Here is a 26109-nt window from a genome sequence, read left to right as displayed (position 1 = left end):
TTGAAATTTAGCACTTCTAAACAAACATTCTAAAATGCACGAATAGTATAGGATCACGATCATAAAAAACAATTCCTAAAACAAGCAGCATATTAGAAAAAGAGGAAACACTTACTGAGGAGATTCATAATTGCAAATCATCTCAAACATTTTAAGAAATTGGTGAGCTTAGATTTACCATTTTAGCAATAAAAAAACCAGAAGAAAATCTTCCAGTTTTTTGGATTTATTACAATTCAATATCACCGAACAAGTCAGCCATTGAGAAACCAGTTTGAGTTTCTGGTAATTCGTAATCACGTTTAACTTCACGTTTTGGACGACGTGGACGCGATTGACGATTTTCGTCTTTGTTGCTGTTGTTAGCGTTGTTATCTTCAGATTGTGCTGGACGCTCCTCTAAAGCTTTAATTGAAAGTGATACACGCTCATCAGCAGCATTTACTTCAAGAACTTTAACAGTTACATCTTGACCTACAGAAAGTACATCTTTTGGATTTTCAACACGTTTGTGAGAAATTTGTGAAATGTGAACAAGTCCATCAATTCCAGGTAATACTTCAACAAAAGCACCGAAGTCAGTCAAACGTTTAACTTTACCTTCAACGACATCGCCTTGAGCAAGTTTTTGTTCAACGCCATCCCATGGTCCAGGTGTTGTAGCTTTAAGTGACAATGAAACACGACCTGCTTCTTCATCGATTGAAAGTACTTTAACTTCAACTTCTTCACCTACAGAAACAACTGATTTAGGTGAAACATTACGTTCATGTGAAAGTTCAGTCACGTGAACAAGTCCATCAACACCACCAAGGTCGATGAAAGCACCAAAGCTAGTTAAACGAGCAACAGTACCTGTTACAACAGAACCTTCTGAAAGTTTTGAGAAAACTTCTTGACGAGCCTCAGTAGCTGCTTCTTCGATAACTTCACGACGTGATAAGATAAAGCGGTTTTCAGCTGCATCAACTTCTTTGATTTTAGCATCAAACTCTTGACCAACAAATTTTTCTGTGTTGCGAACAAAACGAGTGTCGATCATTGAGGCTGGGATGAATCCACGTAATCCTTCAAACTCAACTGAAAGTCCACCTTTAACAGCGCGAGTTCCTTTAACAGTAACTACTTCACCTTCACGACCTACAAGTTTGTCCCATGCTTTGCGAGCTTCCAAACGTTTTTTAGACACTAGGAAAGTAACTGTATCAGTATCTTTACCTACTACTTGACGAAGAACAAGTACTTCAACTGTGTCGCCAGCTTTAACAAAATCGTTAATGTCTGCATCACGATCGTTAGTCAATTCACGAAGTGTCAAGACACCCTCAACACCAGTACCATCAATAACAACGTTTGCTTGACCGTTATCTACTGTTAAAACTTCCGCAGTGACAACATCACCAGGGTTGACTTCGCTAACACTGTTTAGCAAATCTTCAAATTCATTCATTCTAAAAAATCCTCCAACAAAAGCTAGCTTCAGCTAGCTTTTGATAACAATATATTTTCTCAAGGTAACCCGCAACGACAACAACTCTTATCTTTGACGGTCTCAGACAATATCTGATACCTCTGACTGGGGTAGCTGGATTCGAACCAACGCATGAGGGAGTCAAAGTCCCTTGCCTTACCGCTTGGCTATACCCCAAAGTGTTTATCAGAACTGCTTGCTCAATGAAGTTGAACAAGCAGTTCTGATTATGGAAAGAGAGGGATTCGAACCCCCGAACCCGAAGGAGCGGATTTACAGTCCGCCGCGTTTAGCCTCTTCGCTATCTTTCCATAGCAACAAAAACTATTCTATCATAGTTTTCGTGTGTACGCAAGTATTTTACCTAATTTTAATGATTCAAATTATAGTTTTCAATAATGTTTTCAACTGCTTGCTCTAATTTTTTAAAGAAAGTATCAGCACTTCCATTTTTGATAACAACAAATCTATCATCTAGTTCAGCAATCTCACCCACAAGTCGTTTCCCGATATGTAGTTGATAACCGTCCACAATTTTATTTTCTAATGATACTTGATGGTCAACTAATTGAATCTCAATTTTTTTGTCTTTTTTACTCATCTTTCACCTCACTTTAACCATTTTACACAAAATCAAAAAAGCTTGCAAGAGCAAGCTTTGATTTTAATCAACTTTAACAATCCAACCTTCTGGAGCTTGGATGTCACCAAATTGAATGCCAACTAACTCATCATAAAGACGACGTGTTACAGGTCCTACTTCCGTTTCACTGTAAAAGACATGTTTCTGATTTTTATAATCAATTGCACCTATTGGTGAGATAACTGCTGCTGTTCCACATGCTCCCGCTTCGACAAATTTATCTAATTCTGCAACTGGAACATCCCCTTCGATAACGGTCATTCCAAGTCTCTTCTCAGCAAGTTCTAGAAGTGAATACTTAGTAATTGATGGTAGAATTGATGGACTGAGTGGAGTGATAAATTCATTGTTTGCCGTAATTCCAAAGAAATTTGCAGCACCAACCTCCTCAATTTTAGTATGAGTTGCTGGATCCAGATAAATAACATCTGAGTAACCCGCACTTTTAGCTTGTTTCCCTGGTAATAAAGAGCCAGCATAGTTTCCACCAACTTTTGCTGCTCCTGTACCATAAGGGGCTGCTCGGTCAAAATCTTCTGAAACAATAAAGTTGGTTGGTGTTAAACCACCTTTAAAATAAGAACCAACTGGCATTGCAAAAATAGTAAAAATGTATTCATCAGCAGGTTTAACGCCGATAATGTCACCAACACCAATGAGTAAGGGGCGAAGATAGAGTGTTGCTCCTGTACCATAAGGAGGTACATAGTCTTGGTTAGCCTTAACGACTTGTTTAACGGCATCAACAAACTGCTCTGTTGATACACGTGGCATTAACAATCGGTCAGCCGTATCTTGTAAACGTTCTGCATTACGGTCTGGACGAAAAAGTTGAATCGACCCATCTTTTGTCCGGTAAGCTTTTAATCCTTCAAAAGCTTGTTGCCCGTAATGAAGTGCTGGGGAACTCTCTGAGATATGAAGGACAGAATCTTCACTCAAACTTCCTTCATCCCAAGAACCATTTTTGTAATGTGAAACATAACGAAATGGTAATTTATGATATTCAAAACCTAAATTATCCCAATCTAAAGTAACTGTCATTCATCTACCTCATTTCTACTTTTTATTATTGTACCCCAAATTTGATTTTTTTCAAGTTTTTTTGGAATTTTTTTAACTTTCTGAATTATTCCCAAAATTAAAAGAGCTAAGCTCTTTTAATGTATTCTTGCTGCTAAAACTTCTTGATCTGAAATAGTTTCAGAGATAAACGAGCCGTTACTTGTACGCTCAGACAAGTTTAATTGGGCAAGATTTATTTCTTTGCTTTCTCCTGTTTTACTCATTACTTCAAGAAGTTGACTATCTGCTGTTTTTTCATCTATGTCAGAGAATAAATCAATATCCTGACCAAGGCCTTTTCCAATAACATTTCCTGCAAGGAAAACTCTGTGAGGTTTATTTTTTAGTTCACGGAGCACTTGCAAGCCACGGTTAGCACGACTTGTCGCTGGAATCTCTGTTGCAGAAACACGTTTTAAACTGCCTCTTTGCGTCAAAATAAAGAAAGATGGCTCGGTCACTAAGAAGGCTGACACAATGAAGTCGTCTTTTTTAAGATTCATGGCTTTTACACCTGATGTTTTGAGCCCTTGTTGAGGCACTTCTTCACTTGAGAAACGTAAAGCATAGCCGTTATGAGAAACCAGCATGATGTCTTCAAAGAAAACAGGTTGTAAGCCAATGACCTTATCTTGATCATTCTTCAACTTAGCATACTTCATTGACTTAGATTTATAAGTTCGCCATGGGCTAATATCAGAACGATCAAAGCGCTTAATTTGACCATATTTAGTGACCGAAATGTAAGAGCCTTTATCAAATTGGTCGACCAATTCAGCATAAATGACTGCTTCATCAGTTGCAAAATTACTGATATTTTGAGACAAATGCTCTCCAATTTCTTTCCAACGAATATCAACTAATTCATGTACAGGACGATAAATGACATTCCCTAAATCAGTATAAAGCAAGAGATGTTGGGTAGTCTTGGCTTGAGAAACAAATATCAAATGATCATCATCACGTTTACCGATTTCATCATGCGTGGAAGCGTTATATGACCTTGGGCTTGTCCGTTTAATATACCCACCTTTTGTAACACTGACAAATGTTTCTTCTTCAACAATTAGACTTGCAGTATCAATTTCAATGGTTTGTGCTTCTTTTTCTAACTGTGAACGACGCGGATTAGCAAATTTCTTTTTAACCTCACGCAGTTCACGTTTCATAACATTATACATAGTTGCTTCATCACCAATAATAGCTGACAAAGTCGTAATGAGATTGCGAAGCTCATCTTCTTCTTTTTGTAAAGTGACAATATCTGTATTTGTTAAACGATATAACTGTAAAGTAACAATTGCTTCTGCTTGTTCCTCAGAAAAGGCATAACTCACTTTAAGGTTTTCTTTAGCATCTGATTTATTTTCAGATGCTCGGATTAAGGCAATCACCTCATCCAAAATTGATAAAACACGAATTAGCCCTTCAACAATGTGCAGCCGTTTTTCTGCCTTATGTTTGTCAAATTCAGAACGTTTTACAATGATATCTTTACGGTGACTGATATAACTTGAAAGAATTTTTTGAAGTCCAACTTGCTTAGGGGTAAAATGATCAATAGCAACCATATTGAAATTATAGTTCACTTGCAAATCAGTATATTTCAACAAATAATTGAGAACCGTTTGACTATCGGCATCTTTTTTCAATTCAATTGCAATTCGTAAGCCTGTTCTGTCAGATTCATCACGAACCTCAACAATACCAGGAACTTTATTATTAACACGAACATCATCAATTTTCTTAACCAGAACAGACTTATTGATTTCATAAGGGATTTCAGTAACAATAATTTGCTCTTTGCCACCTTTTAAACTTTCAATTTCTGTTCTTGAACGCACAACCACACGCCCCTTACCTGTTTCGTAAGCTTTTTTAATCTCATCAGCACCTTGAACGATGCCTCCAGTTGGGAAATCTGGTCCCGGTAGAAATTCCATTAATTTATCAAGACTAGCTTTCGGATGGTCAATCATGTGGATAACAGCATCAATCACCTCTGCTAAATTGTGTGGCGGAATATCTGTTGCATACCCAGCAGAGATACCCGTTGCACCATTAACCAATAAGTTTGGAAAAGCTGCCGGTAAGACCGTTGGTTCTTTTTCAGTATCATCAAAGTTCCATGCAAATGGAACCGTATATTTTTCAATATCTTGAAGCAAGTAGCCTGAAATTTCTGACAATCGTGCTTCTGTGTAACGCATTGCAGCAGGTGGATCTCCATCCATAGAACCATTGTTCCCATGCATTTCAACAAGGATTTCACGATTTTTCCAGTCCTGGCTCATACGTACCATGGCATCATAAATAGAAGAATCTCCATGTGGGTGGAAATTCCCCATAATGTTACCAACTGATTTAGCTGATTTACGGTAGCCTTTTTCAAAAGTATTGCCATCCTTATTCATCGAATAAAGAATACGTCTTTGAACAGGTTTCAAGCCATCCCGAATGTCCGGAAGAGCCCTTTCTTGAATAATATATTTGGAATAACGTCCAAAGCGTTCTCCCATAATGTCCTCAAGGGACATATTTTGAATATTTGACATAAATTAAGATACAAAGGCGGTAAAAATTCGACTGAAAATAAGAACTTGCAGGAAATCCTGATTTCCGTAGCAAACTATCTTTTTCCCGAGAATTTAGCCTTTGTTCAGTTCCTTTCTATAAATTGAAAAGATGATTTCGAATCAGTTTCAAATTGAACACCGCGTTTAGGACAAGGTAAATTTCTTATTGTTTTCTAATAGCATATCTAAAGACATCAATACTTTAAAAAGTCATGTTACTTCTTTTCTTGTAAAGAAAGCAAATGTTGATAAAATTTCTCACTCCATTTAACATAACCGTCATTATCATATTCTAAATAAAAACACCGATGTTTCAATGCATTAGGAATAACTGGTTCAAAAAGCGCTTGATAATGTTTGGGAATAATGCAAGCAAAAAGTGAATTTAGAGAAAACTCATCTTTTATTTTTGCAGGATGGTAGCCATCAAAAACATATCCTTTTGCTGCTGTAATTGTATCATAATTAAAATGAAAACTAACTCCTGGAACAAATTGTTCCATCAATTCTGTTTGACTTGGAGAATAGCCTAAATGTCTCTCCATAGCTAATCGATAACCGGAACTAGTATTAGACCATCCAAACATGATGTAATCAAAATAATCACATGGATCATTAGCGGCATTTCGACTACTTTTAACAAGGTCAGCAGAAGATAAATCAAAAACTTTTGTAGCTGCTAATAATTTTTGAGACTTTAAAATAGCAATTGCTGAAGTAATTGTACAAGTATGACTTAAAAAATCACAATAAACAGACTGACCATGAGTATCATAGGTTCCTGCTACTATCTTTGATAATGGTCTAAAAGGAAATTCTACGACTGATTGCTTTAAAAAAATATTTATTTTAGTGATAATTCTAGAATTTTGACAGAAAAGTTCTGTATTTCTACCATAATATTTTTCATAAGCAATAAAAGCAGCAATTTTCTCCAGTTCCCAGTTTTTAATATCAGGATAATGTGTTAATGCAAGTTGATAAACACCATCCCATTGAATACTGTAATCTTGTTTACAAATAACTAACTTCATATATTCCTTCTAAACTTTAAATTTACCTGCTATTTGCTTAAAATACTGTATTTTCTTCCAAAGTAAAGGTAACATTATCTTCAATCCATTGGCGGCGTGGTGCTGCTTTATCTCCCATAAGAACTGATACTCGGCGTTCTGCACGCGCTAAGTCATCAATTGTAACACGAATCAAAGTTCTTGTTTCTGGATCCATTGTTGTTTCCCAAAGTTGGTCTGCATTCATTTCACCAAGTCCTTTGTAACGTTGCAACATTGCTCCTTTACCAAATTCCTTACGAAGGTCGTCTAATTCACCATCTGTCCAAGCATAAGCAATTTTTTCAGACTTCCCTTTGCCTTTAGACATTTTATAAAAAGGTGGCAATGCGATATAGACATGTCCTTCTTCAACAAGTGGTCGCATATAACGGTAAAAGAAGGTTAACAGCAAGGTTTGAATATGTGCACCATCGGTATCTGCATCGGTCATGATAATAACTTTATCATAATTAATATCCTCAATGGTAAAATCAGCACCTACACCTGCTCCAATGGTATGAATCATGGTATTAATTTCTTCGTTTTTAAGAATATCTGCCATTTTAGCTTTTTCAGTGTTTAAAACCTTACCACGCAATGGTAAAATAGCCTGAAACTTACGGTCACGGCCTTGCTTAGCAGAGCCTCCGGCTGAGTCTCCTTCGACCAAATATAATTCATTTTTCTTAGGATTTTTAGATTGTGCAGGCGTTAATTTCCCAGATAATAAGCCTTTATCCTTTTTATTTTTCTTACCATTACGAGATTCATCACGCGCTTTACGAGCAGCTTCACGTGCATCACGCGCTTTAATAGCCTTACGAATAAGATTTGAAGCTAACTCTCCATTTTCTAAAAGGAAATAGGTTAACTTTTCTGAAACAATACTATCAACTACCGGACGAGCCAGTGGGCTTCCAAGTTTGTCTTTGGTTTGCCCTTCAAACTGTAAATGTTGCTCTGGAACAAGAATAGATAAAACTGCAGCCAAACCTTCACGATAGTCAGAACCTTCTAGATTCTTATCTTTTTCTTTTAAGAGGTTTGTCTTACGTGCATAGTCATTCATGACTTTTGTAATGGCAGCTTTTAACCCTGTTTCATGAGTTCCACCATCTTTAGTACGAACATTGTTAACAAAGGATAAAATATTATCAGAAAAACCATCATTATACTGTAAGGCAACTTCAACTTGAAAATCTTGATCTTGCCCAGCAATTGAGATAACTGGCGTCAAGGTTTCCTTATCTTCGTTCAAATAAGTAACAAAGTCCTGAACACCGTTTTCATAGTGAAATTCTTCTACCAGTGCTTCATCACCACGTAAGTCCGACAGGGTCATCTTTACGTCTTTCAACAGAAAAGCTGATTCTTTCAGACGTTCTGCAATTGTATTGAATTTAAAATCAGTGGTTGAAAAAATAGTATCATCTGGCATAAAAGAAACCAGTGTTCCAGTCTTAGACTTGGGTGCTGTTCCCACCTTTTTAAGTGTTGTAGCTGGTTTGCCACCATTTTCAAAACGCTGACGGTAAACATTGCCATCACGTGTGATTTCAACTTCAAGCCAGGAAGACAAAGCATTAACAACAGATGAACCAACACCGTGAAGACCTCCTGAGGTCTTATAACCACCTTGGCCAAATTTTCCGCCGGCATGAAGAACGGTAAAGATAACTTGTACCGTTGGGATTCCCATAGCGTGCATCCCAGTTGGCATCCCACGTCCACTATCTGAAACACTTACTGACCCATCTTTATTAATTGTCACTTTAATTTCAGTTCCAAAACCTGACAAGGCTTCATCAACAGCATTATCTACGATTTCCCAAATTAAATGGTGAAGACCAGTCGCATCAGTTGACCCAATATACATGCCTGGTCGTTTACGAACTGCATCCAGACCCTCTAAGACCTGAATAGCATCATCGTTATAATTGTTTATTGTTATTTCTTTCTTAGCCAAAAGTGACCTCCAGATTTTTTCATCTTTTTTATCTTACAAGTTTTTCTCGGAATTTGCAAAATAATTTTTCCTTTTCATTAAAAAAATTTGCTATTGGTTCTCAATACAAGGGAATATGATATAATATGAATATGAAAATAACACTATTATTAATCATCTCCTACCTTTTAGGATCTATTCCTACTGGACTATGGATAGGACAACATTTTTACGCTATTAATTTACGAGAGCATGGTTCTGGCAATACAGGAACAACAAACACGTTTAGAATCCTTGGCTTTAAAGCTGGAATAGCAACATTAACCATTGATATCTTAAAAGGAACCTTGGCAACTCTCTTACCAATTTTCTTTGGTGTTACAGGAATCTCACCAATTATTTTTGGTTTTTTTGCTGTCATAGGGCACACCTACCCAGCCTTTGCCAAATTTAAAGGAGGAAAAGCTGTTGCAACCAGTGCTGGAGTTCTCTTAGGCTATTCTCCACTTTACTTCCTGTTTTTGGTCTTTGCTTTTGTTATCATTCTCTATCTTTTTAGCATGATTTCCTTGTCAAGCATCACAGTTGCAGCATTAGCTGTTCTGACCTCATTAACTTTTCCCGCTTTTTCTTTTTTATTGCAGAGCTATGACCCCGTCTTAATCACTGTAGTTATCTTACTTGCTAGCATCATTATCTATCGTCACATTGATAATATCGACAGAATTCGCAATCGCAAGGAAAATCTTGTTCCTTGGGGCTTGAATTTAAGCCAGCAGCAAAAATAAGTCAAAACAGCCTCTTTCAAAGGAAAGAGGCTTCTTTTTAAGCATGATAGACAATTTTTCCATTCATAATGGTATATTTCACACATCCTTTAGAGATTTGACTATTCATTTTCGAATCATGGTCAGCAAGGTTTGCTTCTTGAGCCGAAAAAATCATGAGATTTTCTGGTCCACCTTCAGCTAAAAAACTGACAGAAGAATAATCAGCTGAAGCTGTTTCTATTGCCATTTTCTTCAGCAAGTCCATCAGCGATAAATGCCCCTTTGCCACCAGATATAAGCCAAAGGATAAGACCGCATCCAAGGCTGACATTTTTTCCTTACCAGATATACTAATTGCAGTCAAATTAGGAGAGACCATTAAGCCTCTGGCATCAATTTCCTCAACACCAATAGCTTGAATGTCTTCAGAAATCTCAATAATGTTCCCCTCTCTAATATAAATGTCTCGCACACCATAAAAACCAGATTTAGGGTCAATAACACGTCCATTTTTTATTAATAGCATGTTTCCCCTTTGCTATTCTTAAGCTAACCAATCAATTGGCTCAATCCCATTTGCTTCTAAAAAGGCATTTGTTTTTGAAAATGGTTTACTGCCAAAGAACCCCCTGTAAGAAGATAAGGGACTTGGATGTGCAGACTCAATCACACAATGCTTTGAATTGGTGATTAATTTCTTTTTCTTACGGGCAAAGCCACCCCATAAAATAAAGACAATCGGCTCTTCTTTGTCATTGAGCAACTTAATAATCGCATCAGTAAAGGGCTCCCAAATAAGACCTGCATGGGCATTGGCTTGGTGTTCTGGAACAGTTAAACAAGCATTTAATAACATTACCCCTTCTTGTGTCCAAGAGGTCAAATCATGTTTTTGGCGCTGGCCTATATCCTCAGTCAATTCTTTCAAAATATTTTGCAAAGAAGGTGGAGCTACGACATTCTCTGGGACCGAGAAAGACAAGCCTTGTGCTTGATTTGGGCCATGATAAGGATCTTGACCTAATATCAAAACCTTAACGTCTTCATAAGGTGTCGCTGTCAAAGCATTAAAAGCTTTTTCTCGAGGAGGATAGATAATCCCTTTGGCGTAAACATCATCTAAAAAGACTTTGATTTTAGAAAAATACCCCTCTGGTAATGCCTCTTTTAACTTAAAATACCATGTTGAATGTTCCATAAAAATACCCTTTCTAGCTGCGCGTAAGCAATGCTAATTCCTAATTCTTATTGCCCTTATTTTACCACAAATGCTAACGAAAAACCCTAGGAAAAAAATCTCCTAGGGTAACATTTCAACATTAAACAGATAAGCGTAATTTATTTTCAAGTTGTCTTTGGAAATGCTCAAAAGCAAAACATAAGGTCCAATAAATCAAAGCCACCAAAACATACATAGACATATAATCCCATTCTCTACCACCAACAATTTTGGCATTTTGGAAAATATCAGGAACAGTTATCATAGCAGCTAACGACGTTGATTTAATCATATCAACCACTACATTACCAAGAGGTGGTATGGCAATACGAACAGCCTGTGGTAAAATAATTTTTTTGATGATACTTGACTTTGGAAGGCCCAATGCTTTTGCTGCTTCCCATTGTCCAGCATCAACTGCCTCAATAGAGGAACGAAAAATTTCAGAGATGTAAGCTGAACTCACCGAACTAAAACCAATATAAGCACATAAGAGTGCTGGTAACTGAATACCATAGTAAGGGAGGCCAAAATAAAGCATAAACAAGACAACAATCATGGGAATCCCACGCATCAAAGAGACATAAGATTTAACCAAAGACCTAATGATTTTAGATTGAGAACGTCCCAAAATAGCAAGTATGATTCCCAAAAATAGCCCCGTCGTAAAACTTAGTGTGGCAATACCAAGTGTATAAGGCAAGCCTGAAATCACATAGATAAAGCTTCTTTGAATCAGACTAAAATCAATGAATGCCATCTGCTATTTTCCTCCGTGATTATTCAATATCTGAAACGTCAACCTTTTTGAAGTTGTATTTTTTCTCTTTAGAAACATCTTGACCTGCAAAGAATTGTTCAGAAAGTTTTGTTAGAGTGCCATCTTTTTTCATTTCTTTAATGGTATCATTTACTTTCTTTTGCAACTCACTATTGCCTAATTTAATGGCAAAGTTTGATTCAGAAGGGTTGTAATAAACATCTTTTAAGACCTTAACCGGAATTTCTGGTAAAGCTTTTGATGCCATTGATTGTAGGTAGAAATCGTTTAAGATAACATCTGTACGACCATTTGCAACGTCTTGAAGGTAAACGTCATTTGTCACATTGTCATAAATAACTAATTCTGCTCCGTATTTTTTCGCAACTTTCATATATGATGTCGTTGAAGCACCAGCAGCTTTTTTACCTTTCAAGTCATTCAAACTCTTAATTCCTGAATCATCAGATTGACGAACAATCATTGAGCCAAATGAATACTTGTGAGAATCTGTGTAGAGGAATTTTTTGGCATTTTTACTATCTTTTTCAATAGAATAACCAGCCATATCAATCTGACCACTGTTAAGAGCTGTTAACATGCCATCAACACCCATTTCTGTGAAGGAAATCTTCAAACCAAGGCGTTTTCCAACTTCTTTGATGATTTCAACATCATATCCAGTCAAATCATTGCTTTTTTTATCATGAAATGATTGAGGATAGAGTGTTCCAGATGTTGCAACTTTGATCTCGCCTTTTTTCTGGATAGCATCCCATTGAGCTTTAGACGTGTTATCTTTGTTAGAGGAACAAGCAGCTAAAAAGAGCAAACTAGCAAATAAGGTAAAAACTAATGTTAATTTTTTAAACATTGTGACATTCCTTTTCTTTATATAATATATTTATCAGAGTAGCTAATAGCATCTCTGAAGGTTTGAAATCAAGGGTTACTTAATAAGTAACCTTACGACATAACTCCAATAAAAAAGCTCAAAAATGAGCAAGGCATTAGAAAGCTCTCTAATGAAGCTAGAAATAGTATAACACTAGACTCTAAAAATCACCTATGAGAATGCTTACCAAAAAAAGAAACCTATACTATAATAGATTTCCTGTTTTATAACATTTAAAAAGTCTTAAATTGTTGAGCACTTTCAAACTGCTCAGCTACTGCTAAAAGCAAGTCTTCTCTACCTTTGGCAACAAGTAATTGAATCCCAAGTGGGAGACCTTCTTTTGTCACATGTGTTGGAAGGCTTATGGCTGGCTGACCTGTTAAATTAGCCAAGGGGGTATATGGATTGACTGCTAAACCTTTGTCAAACATGTCATAAATCAGAGCAGTTTGCTCTTCTTTTGATGCTTCTTCAGCAAGTGATAGTTTCGCCATCAAATGAGCATCTGGATCGAGTTGACCATGTTTTGGTGCTACTTGAGTAGTTGTTGCTGTTAGCAAAAGATCATATTCCTCATGTAAGTGAGCCATTGTCACACTAAAGGCATCCCATTTTTGCAAATGCAATGCGTAATCCTTAGCCTTGAGGTTAAGACCATTTTGATAAATAGCCCAAGTCATGGTTTCCATATCATTTTTAGTGATTGCTCTATTGAGGCCACTTTCAATATGTTGAAACATGGCAGCTGTCTCAGCAGCATTCATAAAATAATAAGAAGACATGACATCATGCATCTCAAGAGGAAGTTTTTGCAAACTAAAAACATGATGACCCGATGCTTCTAAAAACTGGCTAGCTTTTAAAACCGCATCATAGGCTTCTTGAGGTAATGGTTTACCATCTGGCGTCTGCAAGAGACAGGCCACTTTTAAAGGCTTTAGTTCTTTGGAATAAAGCTGGTCTTTTGATAGTTTTGCAAGAGGAAATGGACTTTCCACCTGATAGGTTTGCATGTGATAAAGCAATGCTCTAGTATCTTGAACAGATTTAGTCAAGGCAAAATGAACAGATGCCCCTTGCCAACCACGGTAAGAGGAAGGACCAACAGGAATTCTACCTCGACTGGGTTTCAGACCAATTAAACCATTAAAAGACGCTGGAATCCTAATAGATCCTCCGCCATCACTAGCTGGTCCTAGAGTAGTGATGCCTGCCGAAAGAAGAGCTGCCGCTCCTCCAGAAGAACCGCCTGCGTTGCGACTGTTTGCCATTGGTAAGTTGACCGGTCCATTAGCTTTGCTATCGCTAATATTTTTAAAGCCAAATTCAGGCGTGTTTGTTTTTCCTAAAATGATAAAGCCTAGCTCTTGCAGTCTTTCTACATAATAATCCGTTTGCTTAGGAAAATAATGCTGAAATAAACGAGAGCCTGAACTGGTAGGTAGCCCTTCCATATCTTGGCCTAAATCTTTTAGAAATATTGGAACTCCCGCAAAGATACCTTGCTTGAAATCACCCTTTTTTGCTTCAGTTAGAGCCTCTTCATATCGGTCTGCAGTAATCGCATTTAAGGCTTTATTACTTTTTTTAGCCCGTAAAATAGTATCTTCAACAATCTCTGCTGCTGATACTTCTTTTTGACGAATAGCCAGTGCAAGCGCACTGGCATCTTTAAAACTATTCAATGTTAGTGTTTCCCTACTAATTTGATTTGAGCATGGTCTAAATAATGCACTTCTAACTGTGCTAAGAGCTCATTATAATAAAAGCCGTTTTTCAAGTCTAAATGATCATCAAGTGCGTAAACAGTCAATAAATAGTCATGATCCTTATCCGGTGGTTTTGGCCCGATATATTGCTGGTCAATGACTTTAACAGACTCAGGTAAAAACTTGCTGGTTAAGGAATTTTTGCCTTCTAAGTGATTTTTATTCAGCATGGAATAGTTTGCTTCAATGGCTAAATCTTCTGGAGAAGCGTTAGCTACTAACCAATGGATATAAGGGAACCCACAAACAGGTACCGCATCATAATCTAAAAATGTCCAAGCTAAACTTTTTGTTCCCTCTGGTATATCCATAATGGCAAAAGGAAAAGACTGAATAGCCATACCTTCAATCGTTTCTTTAGCAGCTTTAGCATAATTATCTGGAATGATATTCCCTTCAAATGCAACTTCTAATTTCATTTCTACCTCCTAAACTGGGATAGCCTCTTCGTAAATTTGGCGACCATCCTTACTAAAATAACAACAAGTTTTCCCGACTAAATCAACTTGCCAATTAGCAACACCAGCCTGAGCACAATCCTTGCAAAATGCTAGAAAGTCACTGTCTCCTGCTTGATGCCTTTTCAGATTTTTTAAAAAGGCTTGTCTATCTATCTGATCTGCAACAACTTCCACTTTCACAGTTGGCAAGCTTATGGTTTGACCATCTTTTGCTTGATAAGAGGCTTGACCATCTAAAATGCTTAGCCTATTAGACACAACCCCCATTTGAATAAAAGCTTTAACAAGTTGCGGAAAATTCTTCCCTCCAAATGCTTCTTGAGCAGTAATAATAGCGTCTTTTGTAAACATCATCTCTCCAATCTTTGATAAGTCTATTTAATCATAAAATGCCTAAAATAACTATTTAAAGACTCTAAGAACAGTTAAGGACGTGAACTTTTGAGAACTGTCCAATAATAAGAGACCTCTTCATACCCCTGATGTTCATACATTGCTCTGTTTTCTTCTTCTGAAATAAGAATCACCTTCTGATAACCTTGGCTAGCAGAAGATTGCAGAGCTGAACCAATGCCTCTGCCACGGTAGTCTTCAAGAACAGAAAAATCATCAATCTCTACATAATCACCGTAATCCCATGCGGTCACATCGCCAATCAGTTTATCCCCATCACTAGCAATGTAAATCTTTGAACCTTTTTCAGGAAGATTTTCCTTATTAAAGGCGAGCATTTGTTCTGCATAATCCTGACCAAACTCAAGATTTTGCTGGTATTTCAACTGTAGATAATCTGTTAAAGTTTCAGAACTCAACTCCTCTATTCTAATAGTCTCCAAGTCTGCCTTTTTCAGATTAAGATTGGCTAAATCATTGGTAAAAATAATATGCTTTGAGAACTCAAAACCTTCTTTTTCTAAATACTCTTGTAAGTCAGTTGGAATGGGCATTTGTTCAGGGAAAAATACCATGGCATAGTCATCCGGATAGTCTTTTTGCTCTTGGCTGAGATAGGCCATATCTTCCTTAAAAACGTGAAGTGATGGCATGATTTTATAGTCCATATAATTATCATAATACCGTTCGTTCATTTGAGGATTCTTCATATGATAATAAGATGCTGTCTCTTTATAGACTTTATTGTGACTCATTAATAAGTTTTTAAATCCCATATAGTACACCACTTTCTCATAAATAATAGTTAGATTATAACACGTTATAGGCAAAAAAACAGGATTTCTCCTGCTTTTACATGATTATTAAAGCCAATCTTCTGGATTTTCTTTAAATTTTGACAGCAGATTTAAGCTATCACTATTAATATAGCCTTTTTCTATTGCAACTTTAATCAATTCAGTATAGTTGGACAAAGTATCAAGGGCAAGACCTGCTTGAGCAAAATTGGCATCTGCTTTTGGTAATTGATAGGTAAAGATAGCTAAGACCCCAAGCACATCAGCTCCCTCTCGACGTGCGGCAGCTGCTGCATCAAGGACTGAACCGCCCGTTGAAATCAAATCTTCAATGATGACTATTTTTTGCCCTTGTTGAACACGCCCTTCCATCTGATTGCCTGCTCCGTGATCTTTGGGTTTGCTACGAATATAAGCAAATGGTAACTGCATTTTGTCTGCAATAATTGCTCCGTGTGGAATTCCCGCCGTTGCTGTTCCAGCAATGACTTCTACATCTGGGTAAACTTCTCTTATTTTTCTGACAAAAGCATCTGCTATTAAACTACGAATTTCAGGGTAGGCTAGTGTCACACGATTATCTGTGTAGATGGGAGATTTAATCCCTGAAGCCCATGTAAATGGCTTTTCCGGTCTTAAGTAAACAGCCCGACAGTCAAGTAATGCGGCAGCAATTTGTTTCGCTATGGTCATTTTAGTTCTCCTTTATGTATGGTATTTGTATTGATTGAAGCATTCCACTCCTCTTTGATAGCTTGATAGGAAGCCACAGGATCTTGTGCTTGAGTAATTGGGCGTCCTACAACAATGTAGTCACTCCCTATCAATCTTGCTCGACTTGGCGTCATCACGCGCTGTTGGTCGCCAACTTCAGAACCACTAGGTCTGATTCCTGGTGTTACACAAGAAAAATCATGCGCAAGTGTCTGCTTAATAGCTTCAACCTCATAAGCCGAACAGACAACTCCATCTAAATCCGCTTGAGCAGCTTTTTTAGCATAGTGTAAGACCGACTCTAATAGAGTCGACTGGATTGTTTGATCCTCTTGCATTTGCTGTTGACTGGTAGAGGTTAATTGGGTTACCGCAATCAAAAGAGGACCATTACCAAGACCTCTGCGAGCAGCTTCTAGCATGGTAAGGCCACCCGCGGCATGAACGGTTGTCATCTTAATCCCCATTTGAGCAAGTACTCTCATCGTTGATTCTACAGTATTTGGGATATCATGTAACTTAAGGTCTAGAAAAATATCATGCCCTAGTGATTTAACATAAGTGATGATTTCAGGCCCGACTGCGTAAAAAAGTTCCATGCCAATTTTAACATAGAGTTTTTCTTGACAAGGAAAGAGAGCTAAGAAGGATTTTACTTCCTCAAAAGAAGCAAAATCAAGAGCGATGATGGGACGTTTTTCAAGCATAGATAGACTTCCTCTCTAAGATAGGCAAATAGACAGACAAAAAACCTTGCTCTCCAAAAAAGCAAGGTTACAGAAAATACGAGTGCAGGTAGCACTCTTTTATTTCGTGAACCTTTTAAGCCTCTCTGGACTCTATTAAAGGTATGTATTTGCCTTATTATAGCCTATTTAATTCTTTCTGTCAAAAGATGGCATTTTTTCCAATCACAAGCAATAAAAGCGCGAGCAAAAAAGCCATTCACTAGGAATGGCAGTTGTTAATGACTGTATTAGACTTCCTGAGCTGCGAAGCTATCAACAGAGGCCATTTTTGGGCTCTGGTAATGCTTTCTAAAAGCTTCTTCTTCAAGGTTGACCATTTTGATATGCTCATAGAGAACATGAGGCACAGGCTCTTCTTTGAGGGACATGATGATAACTTTCAGTGATGAAAACACATCAATCAAAACCCCAAAGACTCGAACCCTTTTGTCTCCTAAAATGGCTTGAAAAACTTCCTTGGACTGGCAAAGGTTAATCAACTCTTCCAGACCTTTTACCCAGTTAGAAACAATGTTCAAGGTTTTATTCATTAATTTGAAGGCACTTTCTTCATACCAGAAGGTTGATTCAATTAAGCGCTGTTGCTTATCTAAGGTGTTGATAATGGCTACAATATCACCAAGTTCTGATTGCACCAAATGCTTTGGGAACTCACTTCCTAAGATAGATGGAGTTCTTTCGACCAAATTCAACTCATCTTTGAAGAGGGTCAAATAATGAATACTGACCAATAATTTTTGAATTAACGTTTTATGACTATTTTGTTCAGTTCCACTCATACGACACCATCCTTCACAACACTCAAACAGAGAAATCCATATAATTAATATAACATACGAGAGCTAAAAGGGCAATGAAATGCTATAAGAATTAACCAAGACACTCGGATTAATCCCGGCCGAAAAGGTCGCGAGTGTAGACCTTTTCTTGAACATCATCAAGTGCTGAATCGTAACGATTTGCAATGATTGATTGAGATGTTTTTTTGAACGTTTCAAGGTCATTTACCACCTGACTACCAAAGAAAGTTGAACCGTCATCTAAACTTGGTTCAAAAATAATAACTTTTGCACCTTTAGCTTTAATCCGTTTCATAATGCCTTGAATAGATGATTGTCTAAAATTATCGCTATTGCTCTTCATTGTTAAGCGGTAAACCCCAATAACCACTTCTTTTTCCATATTGGGATCAAATTCACTTGAGCCTTCATAAGCGCCTGCTAATTCCAAGACTTTCTCAGCAATGTAGTCTTTACGAGTGCGGTTACTCTCAACAATAGCTGTCATCATGTTTTGAGGCACATCTCTATAATTGGCCAACAATTGTTTGGTATCTTTCGGTAAACAATACCCCCCATAACCAAAAGATGGGTTATTATAGTGGTCACCAATTCTCGGATCAAGACCAACACCGTCAATAATAGCTTTCGTATCAAGTCCTTTTGTCTCAGCGTAAGTATCAAGTTCATTGAAATAAGACACCCGTAAAGCTAAATAGGTATTTGAGAAGAGTTTGACCGCTTCAGCCTCGGTAAAGCCCATAATCAAGGTTTCAATCGGTTCTTTAATAGCGCCTTCTTGTAACAAGCGAGCAAATTCATTCGCTTTTTGTGTTAATCTTTGATTAGATAAATCAGTTCCAACAATTATTCGACTTGGGTAGAGATTATCGTATAATGCCCGTGATTCCCTTAGAAATTCTGGACTAAAAATAATGTTAGTTGTATTGAACTTTTGACGAATACTATCTGTGTATCCTACTGGAATCGTTGATTTAATGATAATGATTGCCTGAGTGTTAACAGCAAGAACTGCTTCAATAACAGCTTCAACAGCCTTCGTGTCAAAAAAATCACGCTTGCTATCATAATTTGTAGGTGCTGCAACAATAACAAAATCAGCATCTTGATAAGCCGACTCAGCATCCAATGTTGCCTTTAAATGAAGTTCTTTACTGGCTAAAAACTCTTCAATTTCCTTATCTTGAATAGGTGATTTCTTAGCATTAATCAAATCTACCTTTTCAGGAACAATATCTACCGCTATAACCTGATGATGTTGTGCCAAAAGCACGGCCATCGAAAGCCCAACATAACCCGTACCAGCAACTGCTATTTTTTTCATGGTATCCAACTTTCATTTTTAATTTGACTTGAATTTTTTAGTTCTTATATTTTTTATCAAATTAATTACTAAGATATTTTTAGTAATTAATAAATACGAAAAGTAGATTATAAAACCTGTTAAAACAGTAATTAATAAATCAAATGTTGAAACTTCTAGTTTTAAAACGAGTAAACTTAACGTAATAGTCATAATTATAGATCCTATAATATAATCTTTTGATTCAATAAAAATTTCCCTGTAATTTAGATTCAGTATTTTAAAGACAACCACTGTCTGCAATGCACAAACTAATACCTCTGAAATTAGTGTACTGATAACAGATCCTAAACTTAAAAAATGAGGTACTAAAATAAAGTTCCCAACTATATTAATAATAGCCCCTAAAATAACAGTTACTGTATAAAAATTTTGTTTTTTTAATGGTATTAAAACAGCTTGACCTGTTACACTTGAAAACCCAAGAATCAATGTTAATGAAGATAAAAATTGGACTAATAAAACACTTGCTTGAAAATCTTTTCCTAAAAACCACGGAATCATTATAGGAGAAATCGCTATCAAGCCTCCGCACATTGGAAAACCAATGAAGCTTACAAAAAGGATGCTTTTTTTTATTTCACTTTTAACTTTTAAAGTATCTTTATTACTTAGTAAATTGGCAATTCTTGGTAAAAGTACTGTACCAAGAGATGTAATAACCGTTAAAAGAAGTCTTACTATCCTGTCAGCTTGTGAGTAATAACCAACCTCTATATCATTTGCCAGAACTCCCAATAAAATTTTATCAACAGATGTATATATATATACTGCTGAAACTGGAATAAAAAACATTAATATTGGCCTAAAGTGTTGCCTAATATTTATTTTTTTTAAAGAAATTATTTCAATGTAATCTCTACAATAAGGCCACATTGTCAATGAACTCATTAATAATGAAATTGACATCAATAATGAATATATTATCAAATCACTATCTTTATTCACAAAAATAAAAATTGCTATTGTGGTAATAATTTTCAGTGAAATATTTCTAATAGCTAGCTTTTTAAATTCTTCAAGCCCTTGAAAAAACCAACTAATGTCAAAAATAGTAGAAAGAATCATTATGTATTGCGATAACAAAAGATTTGAATATTTTTGCTGAGTTATTGCAACGTAGAAAAAAATAGGTGTTGTTATTAAACAAGCTATTAATCTAATAATAAGTATTTCAAAAAAAAGTTTACTTATTTTTTCTTTATTATTTTGATTAAATGCAATTTCTCTTTGTGCATAGCCATGAGAACCTAAAACAGAAAGAATCATGAATAATGTTGTTATTGAAAAACTATAATTATACTCTCCAATGCCTTTTGGCGATAAAACCCTTGATAGATATGGAGTCGTAATAACAGGAATTATTATTGATAGTAATTGATATAACAAATTGAAAAAATAATTCAATTTTATACTGTTTTTTTTCATAATATATCTCTCTATGTTAGTGTGTGTTCATCTGGTATTTTTTATTAAATAATATTTGATTTTTCTAAAATCCTAACAAATATATAGCGAACATATTTGTAAAATTGTATTGGTGGTAACCAACTTAATAATCTATTTTGTTTAATCTTAAAATTCTTCTGAGTTAATTTTTCCAAGAAATCGTCATCTGAAAAACTGCTTTGACAAGTTTTTAAAGAAGTGTTAGGTAAACTATTAAACAAAACTATCCAATCTTTAACAATAAATTTTATATCAAAATTTCTTCTAACAAAATCTTTTGCATTAATAGATAATTGATTAGTCTTATCCTTATCAATTAATAGACTTATAATTGCATCAGCCAAATCTTTCTTTTTATTAACTAAAATTCCAGTTTCATTTGACTTAACTGTCTCTTTTAATCCAACTTTATTGATTGATACTACAGGTACTCCCAAGGCTTGAAACTCAATTGCTGCTAATCCAAAAGTTTCTCCAGTCGGAGTTATATTAGCAATTCCAATTGTAGACTCAGACATTTTGCTTAGTTTTTTTCTTCCACCTAACACTCCGACATATTCAATTGAGTCTTTAAATTCTAAATTAATTTTCTCTTCTAATTTTTTTAGTTTTTTAATTGACTTTGAACTATAGGATGAATTTAACCTATTATTGTATAGTTTATTACCGCCAATAATACATAAATTTGCATTTGGTATAGTTTTTTTTATTTTCGGCCATGCTTTTAATACATCTTCATAGCCACTTTTAGGATATAAATTTCCAATATAGCAAACATCATATTTTTTAACATTGTTAATTGGCAATTGACTGTAATCTTTAAAGTTAATACCATTTAAAATTGTTACACTTTTTGAAAATAGTTTTGAGTCTTTTAATAATAGCCTTTGAGAGTTTGATACACAAATATTTTTTACAATCGATGGACTTAATAACCTTGAAAAAAACTGAAATGTTTCTAAATTATGTGACCAAGTAATAATTTTAACACCGCTTTCAGCTATTTGATTCATTATTTTTTTTTGAATAAATGGTCCTCTTATTACTAAATAATCGAAATTATCTTCGTTAACTCTTATAATACACTCTTCAAGTGATCTTACAATTTCAATCTTCATTTCTTCAGGAAAATTTGCCATTTCATTGACAAATAAAGACACATCAATCTCACCAGTTTGACCTAAATGATAACTCAATGAATAAGTTAAAAACTGTGTGCCACCTATTCCTGGATTAGCTGCTTCGGGGTCAGAATAATCAATATTTGGATTAATTGAATCTAAATAAAACGCTACTTTCATAGATACTCCTTTTCCTGTTCCCAAAAATTATTTTTAGAAAAAATGTAATACATTAGAATCCAAAAAATAAATATCGAATTGAAAAAAATTTGCGTTGCAAAACCTTGAAAAATAATAAAAATTAAAATATTTTTACTTATTGAATTTTCAATTTTTATTTTTTTTATCAATATATAGTAATATAATATTCCGATTACTAAACCACATTCAATAAAAATTCCTGAAGAAGAATTAAAATACGCATTTTGAATATGATTAACAGCCCACTGTTTACTCCATGAAAAGCGAGTTCCTGTAATTTCCATATAATTTGTAAGATTATTTAAACCTAAACCAACTATCTTTTCTTTAAGTGGTAGCTCATAGAAAGTAACCCAACCTTTTATCAACCTCAAATAATTAGTGTATGAAAATGTACTCTTGAATTGAAAATTTGTTAGAGAAAATTCCATAAAAAGACTTAAAATCTTTAATTTGATAAAACTAAAAATTGGTAGTAAAAAAATAACAACCGTTGAAAATATTCCACCGAAAAATATTAGACATTTTTTAAAAAAAGAAATTGAAGATTTAAAAAAAGTAATTAGTCCTAAAAAAACAATCATCATAATGCCTAAACTAGAACCTGAAAGAAAAATACCTAGAAAAATAGTAAAGGTTCCAAAATAATCTTTTTTCTTATAACATAGTAAAAAAGCTGGAAAAATAAAACTACAATAAGTTTGAGGCTCGGTAAAAAGAGACATCGGTCTTAAACTTTGTTCAACCCAATTGGAGCTATCTGATTGAGGTAAAAGTAAAATTGCATTAATTGGTTTTTTCAAAACATATACAACAAATGATTGAGCAATAATAATCAGAGTACAAAAAATAGCAAAATTTCGATATTTATAAAAAAAACTATCTTTATCTACAATTGCATGACTTATTGAAGTTATTATAATAATTAATAATATTGAAAAAAGATTTTTGATAAAAATAGCAAAATCCAATTTAAATAATATAAGTGAAATCATTTGTTGGAAAAAAATACCAAGCCATAAAATGATAAGTTTTATATCAATGTATAATTTCTTATGTATAAAAATATTTATTAATGTTAATGTCAGTAACAGCAACATTCCATAGCTGAAAATAGCAGTTTTATATTGTAGTAATATACAACTTAATACTATTGACCATGCACAAATATCTTCAAAAGTAAAATTTATTTTTATTTTTTTCAATTTTATTTCCTTAATTTATTCCTATAATATTTATCAGTTCAAATCAAATATAATTTTATTCCACGAAAATTTATTTATACTCAACTGAGAAATTTGTTGCATATCTGACTGAGTAATTTTTTCGAATTCTGATAAAACATAATTTAGGTCAATAATATCTTCATTGGAAGCAATTTTTATTGTTGTATTAGAGAAAATTTCTCCTAATGGACTATCTCCACTAGTCAGAACTGCAACTCCTCTACAATAATATTCAATTACTTTTATTGTCGTATCAATATCTGCATCTCTTCTATGCAATGCTAGACAACCTAAGCCTAAGTCAAATTTATCGTATAAATCATTTAATTCCTCAGTTGTTTTCGTTCCATGGAAGTACACATTCTTCAACTCTAGCTTTTCTGAAAGCTTCTTTAAATCATCTAATGTTGAACTTTTTCCTATAAAATTAATTTCAATGACTTTTTGATTATATTCTTCATTAATTGCTTTTAAACCTTTAAGAATTCGGTCATAACCATGATAAGGATATATTGTACCTACAGCAACAAGTGATATCTTGCTATAGTTTTGTTCATATTTTTTTATTTTTAAACTATGTGTATCGGCACCATTAGTAATTTCGATCATTTTTTTAAAAACTTTAACTTTTGAATTACTTTTAATAACAATTAAATGGTTAATAATCATATATATTACTGGCCAAAAGATAATGTCTAAAATTATTTTCACTAAAGCTCGATACTTTTTTTTTGATACTCTAAATTGCTCTGAAAAGTATGGATATGTCGGAATTTCATAATAAATTTCAATATTATTTTTTTTCAACCATAAAAGAAAAAAGACAAGTGAAAAACTTGGAATCATATGCCTAATATAAACTGCACGAATATTATTTCTTAAAATTATTTCTTTTGATAATTGAAAAAGATTTTTCCGTGATACCTCAAAAATTTCATTCTCTGTATTAGCATAAACAGAGTTACCACCTTGTTTTGTAACAATCCATCCATCAGAATTTGCATTTTTAAATCCCTTAGCCTGCGCAATTATCTTTTTATAGATACCCTCATTAGGATTTAAATCAATGTTAGCTAAAAATAAAACATTTCTATTTCTTTTTACCATTTTTTATTTTTCCTTTTTGTTTTTCTAATAAATATAAGTAAATTATTCTACTTTTTATTATTTGAAAAAATGACCTCTTGTTGTTTTTTACAGTTAGTCCACCATTGGAAACATTATTATCATGTCTCCTATATTTAATAAGTTGATTATCAATTAAAGAGGTTTTATAATACTTTTCAGATATTAGCGTAATCCACAAGTCGTGTGGAATATTATATTTTTTTTCTGGGAATGGATATAGTGCATCTAATACTTTCCTATTAAATGCCATACAACATCCAATGTATCTAGTTCTGATGAAATTAGGTAAAAAGCCATTCGAAATATTGAAGGTTTTAAAACGTGATTCCTCTAATAGATTTAAGTTTGAATCAACTACAAATGCATCTGATACAACAAAATCAAAACTTTTTAAATATTTCAATGTGATAGTGACTTTGTCTTCTAACCATATATCATCTTGATCTGATAAAAAAATATAATCTCCAGTTGCCATACTCATTGCATTATAAAAATTTGAAGAGTAACCTCTATCATTCTTATTAAATACTAAATTAATTCTTTTATCATCTATCTTTTTTATTATTTCTACAGTACTATCTGTTGAACCGTCATCTGAAATAATTAATTCATCATAATCATTTAATTGAGAAAGAATACTAATAATCTGTTCTTCAATATATTTTTCACCATTAAAAGTTGCCATACAAACAGTTATCATTGTCAATTTATCTAACCTCTTTTTATGCTTTTCAACTTTTCTGAATTCCCCCATACTGCTTTTGAATCATATGGTCTATCTGGAAACACTCCATATTCTAATTCAATATCTAACTTATTTTCTATAATGAATTTTTCTACTCGATTAGCTAAACTTTCTGGAAAACCATTACAAATATTAATAATACCATTTATTTTATTTTGAGAAACTGTTCTAGTTACACTATCGCAAAAATCATCATAATTAATAAAGTCGAATTGATTTAAACCAGAAGTAAATGGAAATTTTTTTTCTCCTCTAGATGCTGCTTGTATTATTTTAGAAAAAATTGAATTACCATCTGGTGTATTACCTACTATATAAAATCCTCTTAACCATTGAAAAATAATATTGTTCTCTTTACAAAGCTCCTGAATAGAAAGTCTCAACGCATTTTTACTAATTCCATACAAACTTTGAGGATTTGCTGGAGTGCTTTCATTAATTGATCCCTCATAAAAACCAATCTCATGCATTGTTCCAAAAACTGCTACATGTTTAATTCCAGAGTTCACCATTTTGGAAATAAAATCGTAATGTTTATGAAGGTCTTTTAAATGAGATTCTGAATTATGAATAAAACCATCCCTCCAAGCCAAATGCAAAAGAATATCTGGTTTATCAAAATATTCGAATGGATCATTCACTTCAAATAAATCTGCTTCAATTATTATTGCTCTGCTGTCAATAAGTTCCGATCTGTAATCTGTTGCAATAATTTGATGTCCACTATTTAATAAATGTTTAACGACACCTTTTCCTAAGTATCCATTTGCACCTGTCACAAGTATTTTCAT

Annotated in this window: 25 protein-coding genes and 2 tRNA genes; 1 reads left to right on the top strand and 26 read right to left on the bottom strand. The window is 34.3% G+C overall.

The genetic code is table 11. The features are described from left to right. Positions 1 to 229: 229 nt before the first annotated feature. The 8 genes from rpsA to parE all read right to left on the bottom strand — a co-directional run bounded on the left by rpsA (position 230) and on the right by parE (position 8776). Entirely contained in the window at positions 230 to 1450 is a 1221-nt protein-coding gene (rpsA, locus tag Q9317_RS04355) for a 30S ribosomal protein S1 (protein WP_003099393.1), read from the bottom strand. A 126-nt stretch (positions 1451 to 1576) separates the two neighbouring features. After that, a tRNA-Gln gene (locus tag Q9317_RS04350) sits at positions 1577 to 1648 on the bottom strand. Between the two features lie 53 nt (positions 1649 to 1701). Beyond that, positions 1702 to 1782, bottom strand: a tRNA-Tyr gene (locus Q9317_RS04345). Positions 1783 to 1841: 59 nt separating this feature from the next. Next, the gene (locus tag Q9317_RS04340; protein WP_003099391.1) at positions 1842 to 2072 is read right to left on the bottom strand and encodes a DUF2969 domain-containing protein; all 231 of its coding nucleotides are present in this window, start codon (positions 2070 to 2072) and stop codon (positions 1842 to 1844) included. A 63-nt stretch (positions 2073 to 2135) separates the two neighbouring features. After that, positions 2136 to 3158: a branched-chain amino acid aminotransferase gene (locus Q9317_RS04335; RefSeq protein ID WP_003099388.1), complete on the bottom strand. Its 1023-nt coding sequence runs from the start codon at positions 3156 to 3158 to the stop codon at positions 2136 to 2138. A 116-nt stretch (positions 3159 to 3274) separates the two neighbouring features. Then, positions 3275 to 5734 (bottom strand): DNA topoisomerase IV subunit A, encoded by a 2460-nt coding sequence (parC, locus tag Q9317_RS04330; RefSeq protein ID WP_016355918.1) that lies wholly within the window; start codon positions 5732 to 5734, stop codon positions 3275 to 3277. 236 nt (positions 5735 to 5970) lie between these two features. Next, positions 5971 to 6789, bottom strand: coding sequence for a phosphate ABC transporter ATPase (locus Q9317_RS04325; protein ID WP_305981584.1), 819 nt, complete (start codon positions 6787 to 6789; stop codon positions 5971 to 5973). Positions 6790 to 6826: 37 nt separating this feature from the next. Then, the gene (gene parE, locus Q9317_RS04320) at positions 6827 to 8776 is read right to left on the bottom strand and encodes a DNA topoisomerase IV subunit B (RefSeq protein WP_003099384.1); all 1950 of its coding nucleotides are present in this window, start codon (positions 8774 to 8776) and stop codon (positions 6827 to 6829) included. Positions 8777 to 8907: 131 nt separating this feature from the next. Between parE and plsY the strand changes: the two genes are divergently transcribed. Next, complete coding sequence (gene plsY, locus Q9317_RS04315) at positions 8908 to 9543, top strand: glycerol-3-phosphate 1-O-acyltransferase PlsY (RefSeq protein ID WP_016355917.1); 636 nt, start codon at positions 8908 to 8910, stop codon at positions 9541 to 9543. Between the two features lie 37 nt (positions 9544 to 9580). On the opposite strand, the gene Q9317_RS04310 is transcribed toward plsY, so the two are convergent. From Q9317_RS04310 to Q9317_RS04225, 18 genes are all read right to left on the bottom strand, one after another. Further along, on the bottom strand, positions 9581 to 10051 hold the full coding sequence (locus Q9317_RS04310) for a hypothetical protein (RefSeq protein ID WP_003099382.1): 471 nt from the start codon (positions 10049 to 10051) through the stop codon (positions 9581 to 9583). A gap of 18 nt (positions 10052 to 10069) precedes the next feature. Next, the gene (locus tag Q9317_RS04305) at positions 10070 to 10723 is read right to left on the bottom strand and encodes a uracil-DNA glycosylase (protein WP_121791507.1); all 654 of its coding nucleotides are present in this window, start codon (positions 10721 to 10723) and stop codon (positions 10070 to 10072) included. Positions 10724 to 10844: 121 nt separating this feature from the next. Then, on the bottom strand, positions 10845 to 11504 hold the full coding sequence (locus tag Q9317_RS04300) for an amino acid ABC transporter permease (RefSeq protein WP_003099380.1): 660 nt from the start codon (positions 11502 to 11504) through the stop codon (positions 10845 to 10847). Between the two features lie 19 nt (positions 11505 to 11523). Next, positions 11524 to 12378, bottom strand: a complete 855-nt coding sequence (locus tag Q9317_RS04295) for a transporter substrate-binding domain-containing protein (protein ID WP_003099379.1) — start codon at positions 12376 to 12378, stop codon at positions 11524 to 11526. Between the two features lie 254 nt (positions 12379 to 12632). Next, complete coding sequence (locus tag Q9317_RS04290; RefSeq protein WP_003099378.1) at positions 12633 to 14087, bottom strand: amidase; 1455 nt, start codon at positions 14085 to 14087, stop codon at positions 12633 to 12635. A 2-nt stretch (positions 14088 to 14089) separates the two neighbouring features. Then, positions 14090 to 14590 (bottom strand): YbhB/YbcL family Raf kinase inhibitor-like protein, encoded by a 501-nt coding sequence (locus Q9317_RS04285; protein WP_003099377.1) that lies wholly within the window; start codon positions 14588 to 14590, stop codon positions 14090 to 14092. 9 nt (positions 14591 to 14599) lie between these two features. After that, on the bottom strand, positions 14600 to 14983 hold the full coding sequence (locus tag Q9317_RS04280) for a DUF1398 domain-containing protein (protein ID WP_003099376.1): 384 nt from the start codon (positions 14981 to 14983) through the stop codon (positions 14600 to 14602). A gap of 74 nt (positions 14984 to 15057) precedes the next feature. After that, positions 15058 to 15801 carry a GNAT family N-acetyltransferase gene (locus Q9317_RS04275; RefSeq protein ID WP_003099375.1) on the bottom strand — a complete coding sequence of 248 codons (744 nt, stop codon included), beginning with the start codon at positions 15799 to 15801 and terminating at the stop codon, positions 15058 to 15060. Between the two features lie 87 nt (positions 15802 to 15888). Beyond that, the gene (gene pyrE / locus Q9317_RS04270) at positions 15889 to 16515 is read right to left on the bottom strand and encodes an orotate phosphoribosyltransferase (RefSeq protein WP_003099374.1); all 627 of its coding nucleotides are present in this window, start codon (positions 16513 to 16515) and stop codon (positions 15889 to 15891) included. Continuing rightward, the gene (gene pyrF / locus Q9317_RS04265) at positions 16512 to 17243 is read right to left on the bottom strand and encodes an orotidine-5'-phosphate decarboxylase (RefSeq protein WP_003099372.1); all 732 of its coding nucleotides are present in this window, start codon (positions 17241 to 17243) and stop codon (positions 16512 to 16514) included. Before pyrF ends, pyrE begins: the two co-directional genes overlap by 4 nt. Before the next feature lie 269 nt (positions 17244 to 17512). Further along, positions 17513 to 18064 carry a hypothetical protein gene (locus Q9317_RS04260; RefSeq protein ID WP_003099370.1) on the bottom strand — a complete coding sequence of 184 codons (552 nt, stop codon included), beginning with the start codon at positions 18062 to 18064 and terminating at the stop codon, positions 17513 to 17515. Between the two features lie 109 nt (positions 18065 to 18173). Next, on the bottom strand, positions 18174 to 19409 hold the full coding sequence (locus Q9317_RS04255; protein WP_003099369.1) for a nucleotide sugar dehydrogenase: 1236 nt from the start codon (positions 19407 to 19409) through the stop codon (positions 18174 to 18176). A gap of 18 nt (positions 19410 to 19427) precedes the next feature. Beyond that, complete coding sequence (locus Q9317_RS04250) at positions 19428 to 20876, bottom strand: flippase (RefSeq protein ID WP_003099367.1); 1449 nt, start codon at positions 20874 to 20876, stop codon at positions 19428 to 19430. Positions 20877 to 20920: 44 nt separating this feature from the next. Next, positions 20921 to 22198 carry a glycosyltransferase family 4 protein gene (locus tag Q9317_RS04245; RefSeq protein ID WP_003099366.1) on the bottom strand — a complete coding sequence of 426 codons (1278 nt, stop codon included), beginning with the start codon at positions 22196 to 22198 and terminating at the stop codon, positions 20921 to 20923. Continuing rightward, on the bottom strand, positions 22195 to 23424 hold the full coding sequence (locus Q9317_RS04240) for a hypothetical protein (protein ID WP_003099365.1): 1230 nt from the start codon (positions 23422 to 23424) through the stop codon (positions 22195 to 22197). Before Q9317_RS04240 ends, Q9317_RS04245 begins: the two co-directional genes overlap by 4 nt. Positions 23425 to 23457: 33 nt before the next feature. Continuing rightward, complete coding sequence (locus Q9317_RS04235; protein ID WP_003099364.1) at positions 23458 to 24552, bottom strand: glycosyltransferase; 1095 nt, start codon at positions 24550 to 24552, stop codon at positions 23458 to 23460. After that, entirely contained in the window at positions 24536 to 25273 is a 738-nt protein-coding gene (locus tag Q9317_RS04230; protein WP_031239585.1) for a glycosyltransferase family 2 protein, read from the bottom strand. Before Q9317_RS04230 ends, Q9317_RS04235 begins: the two co-directional genes overlap by 17 nt. Before the next feature lie 11 nt (positions 25274 to 25284). Continuing rightward, the gene (locus Q9317_RS04225; protein ID WP_003099362.1) at positions 25285 to 26109 is read right to left on the bottom strand and encodes an NAD-dependent epimerase/dehydratase family protein; all 825 of its coding nucleotides are present in this window, start codon (positions 26107 to 26109) and stop codon (positions 25285 to 25287) included.

The sequence above is a fragment of the Streptococcus iniae genome, assembly GCF_030732225.1.
Taxonomy (GTDB): Bacteria; Bacillota; Bacilli; order Lactobacillales; family Streptococcaceae; genus Streptococcus; species Streptococcus iniae.
The sequence above is the reverse complement of the archived record's forward strand: the minus strand, read 5'-3'. Positions and strand labels throughout refer to the sequence as shown.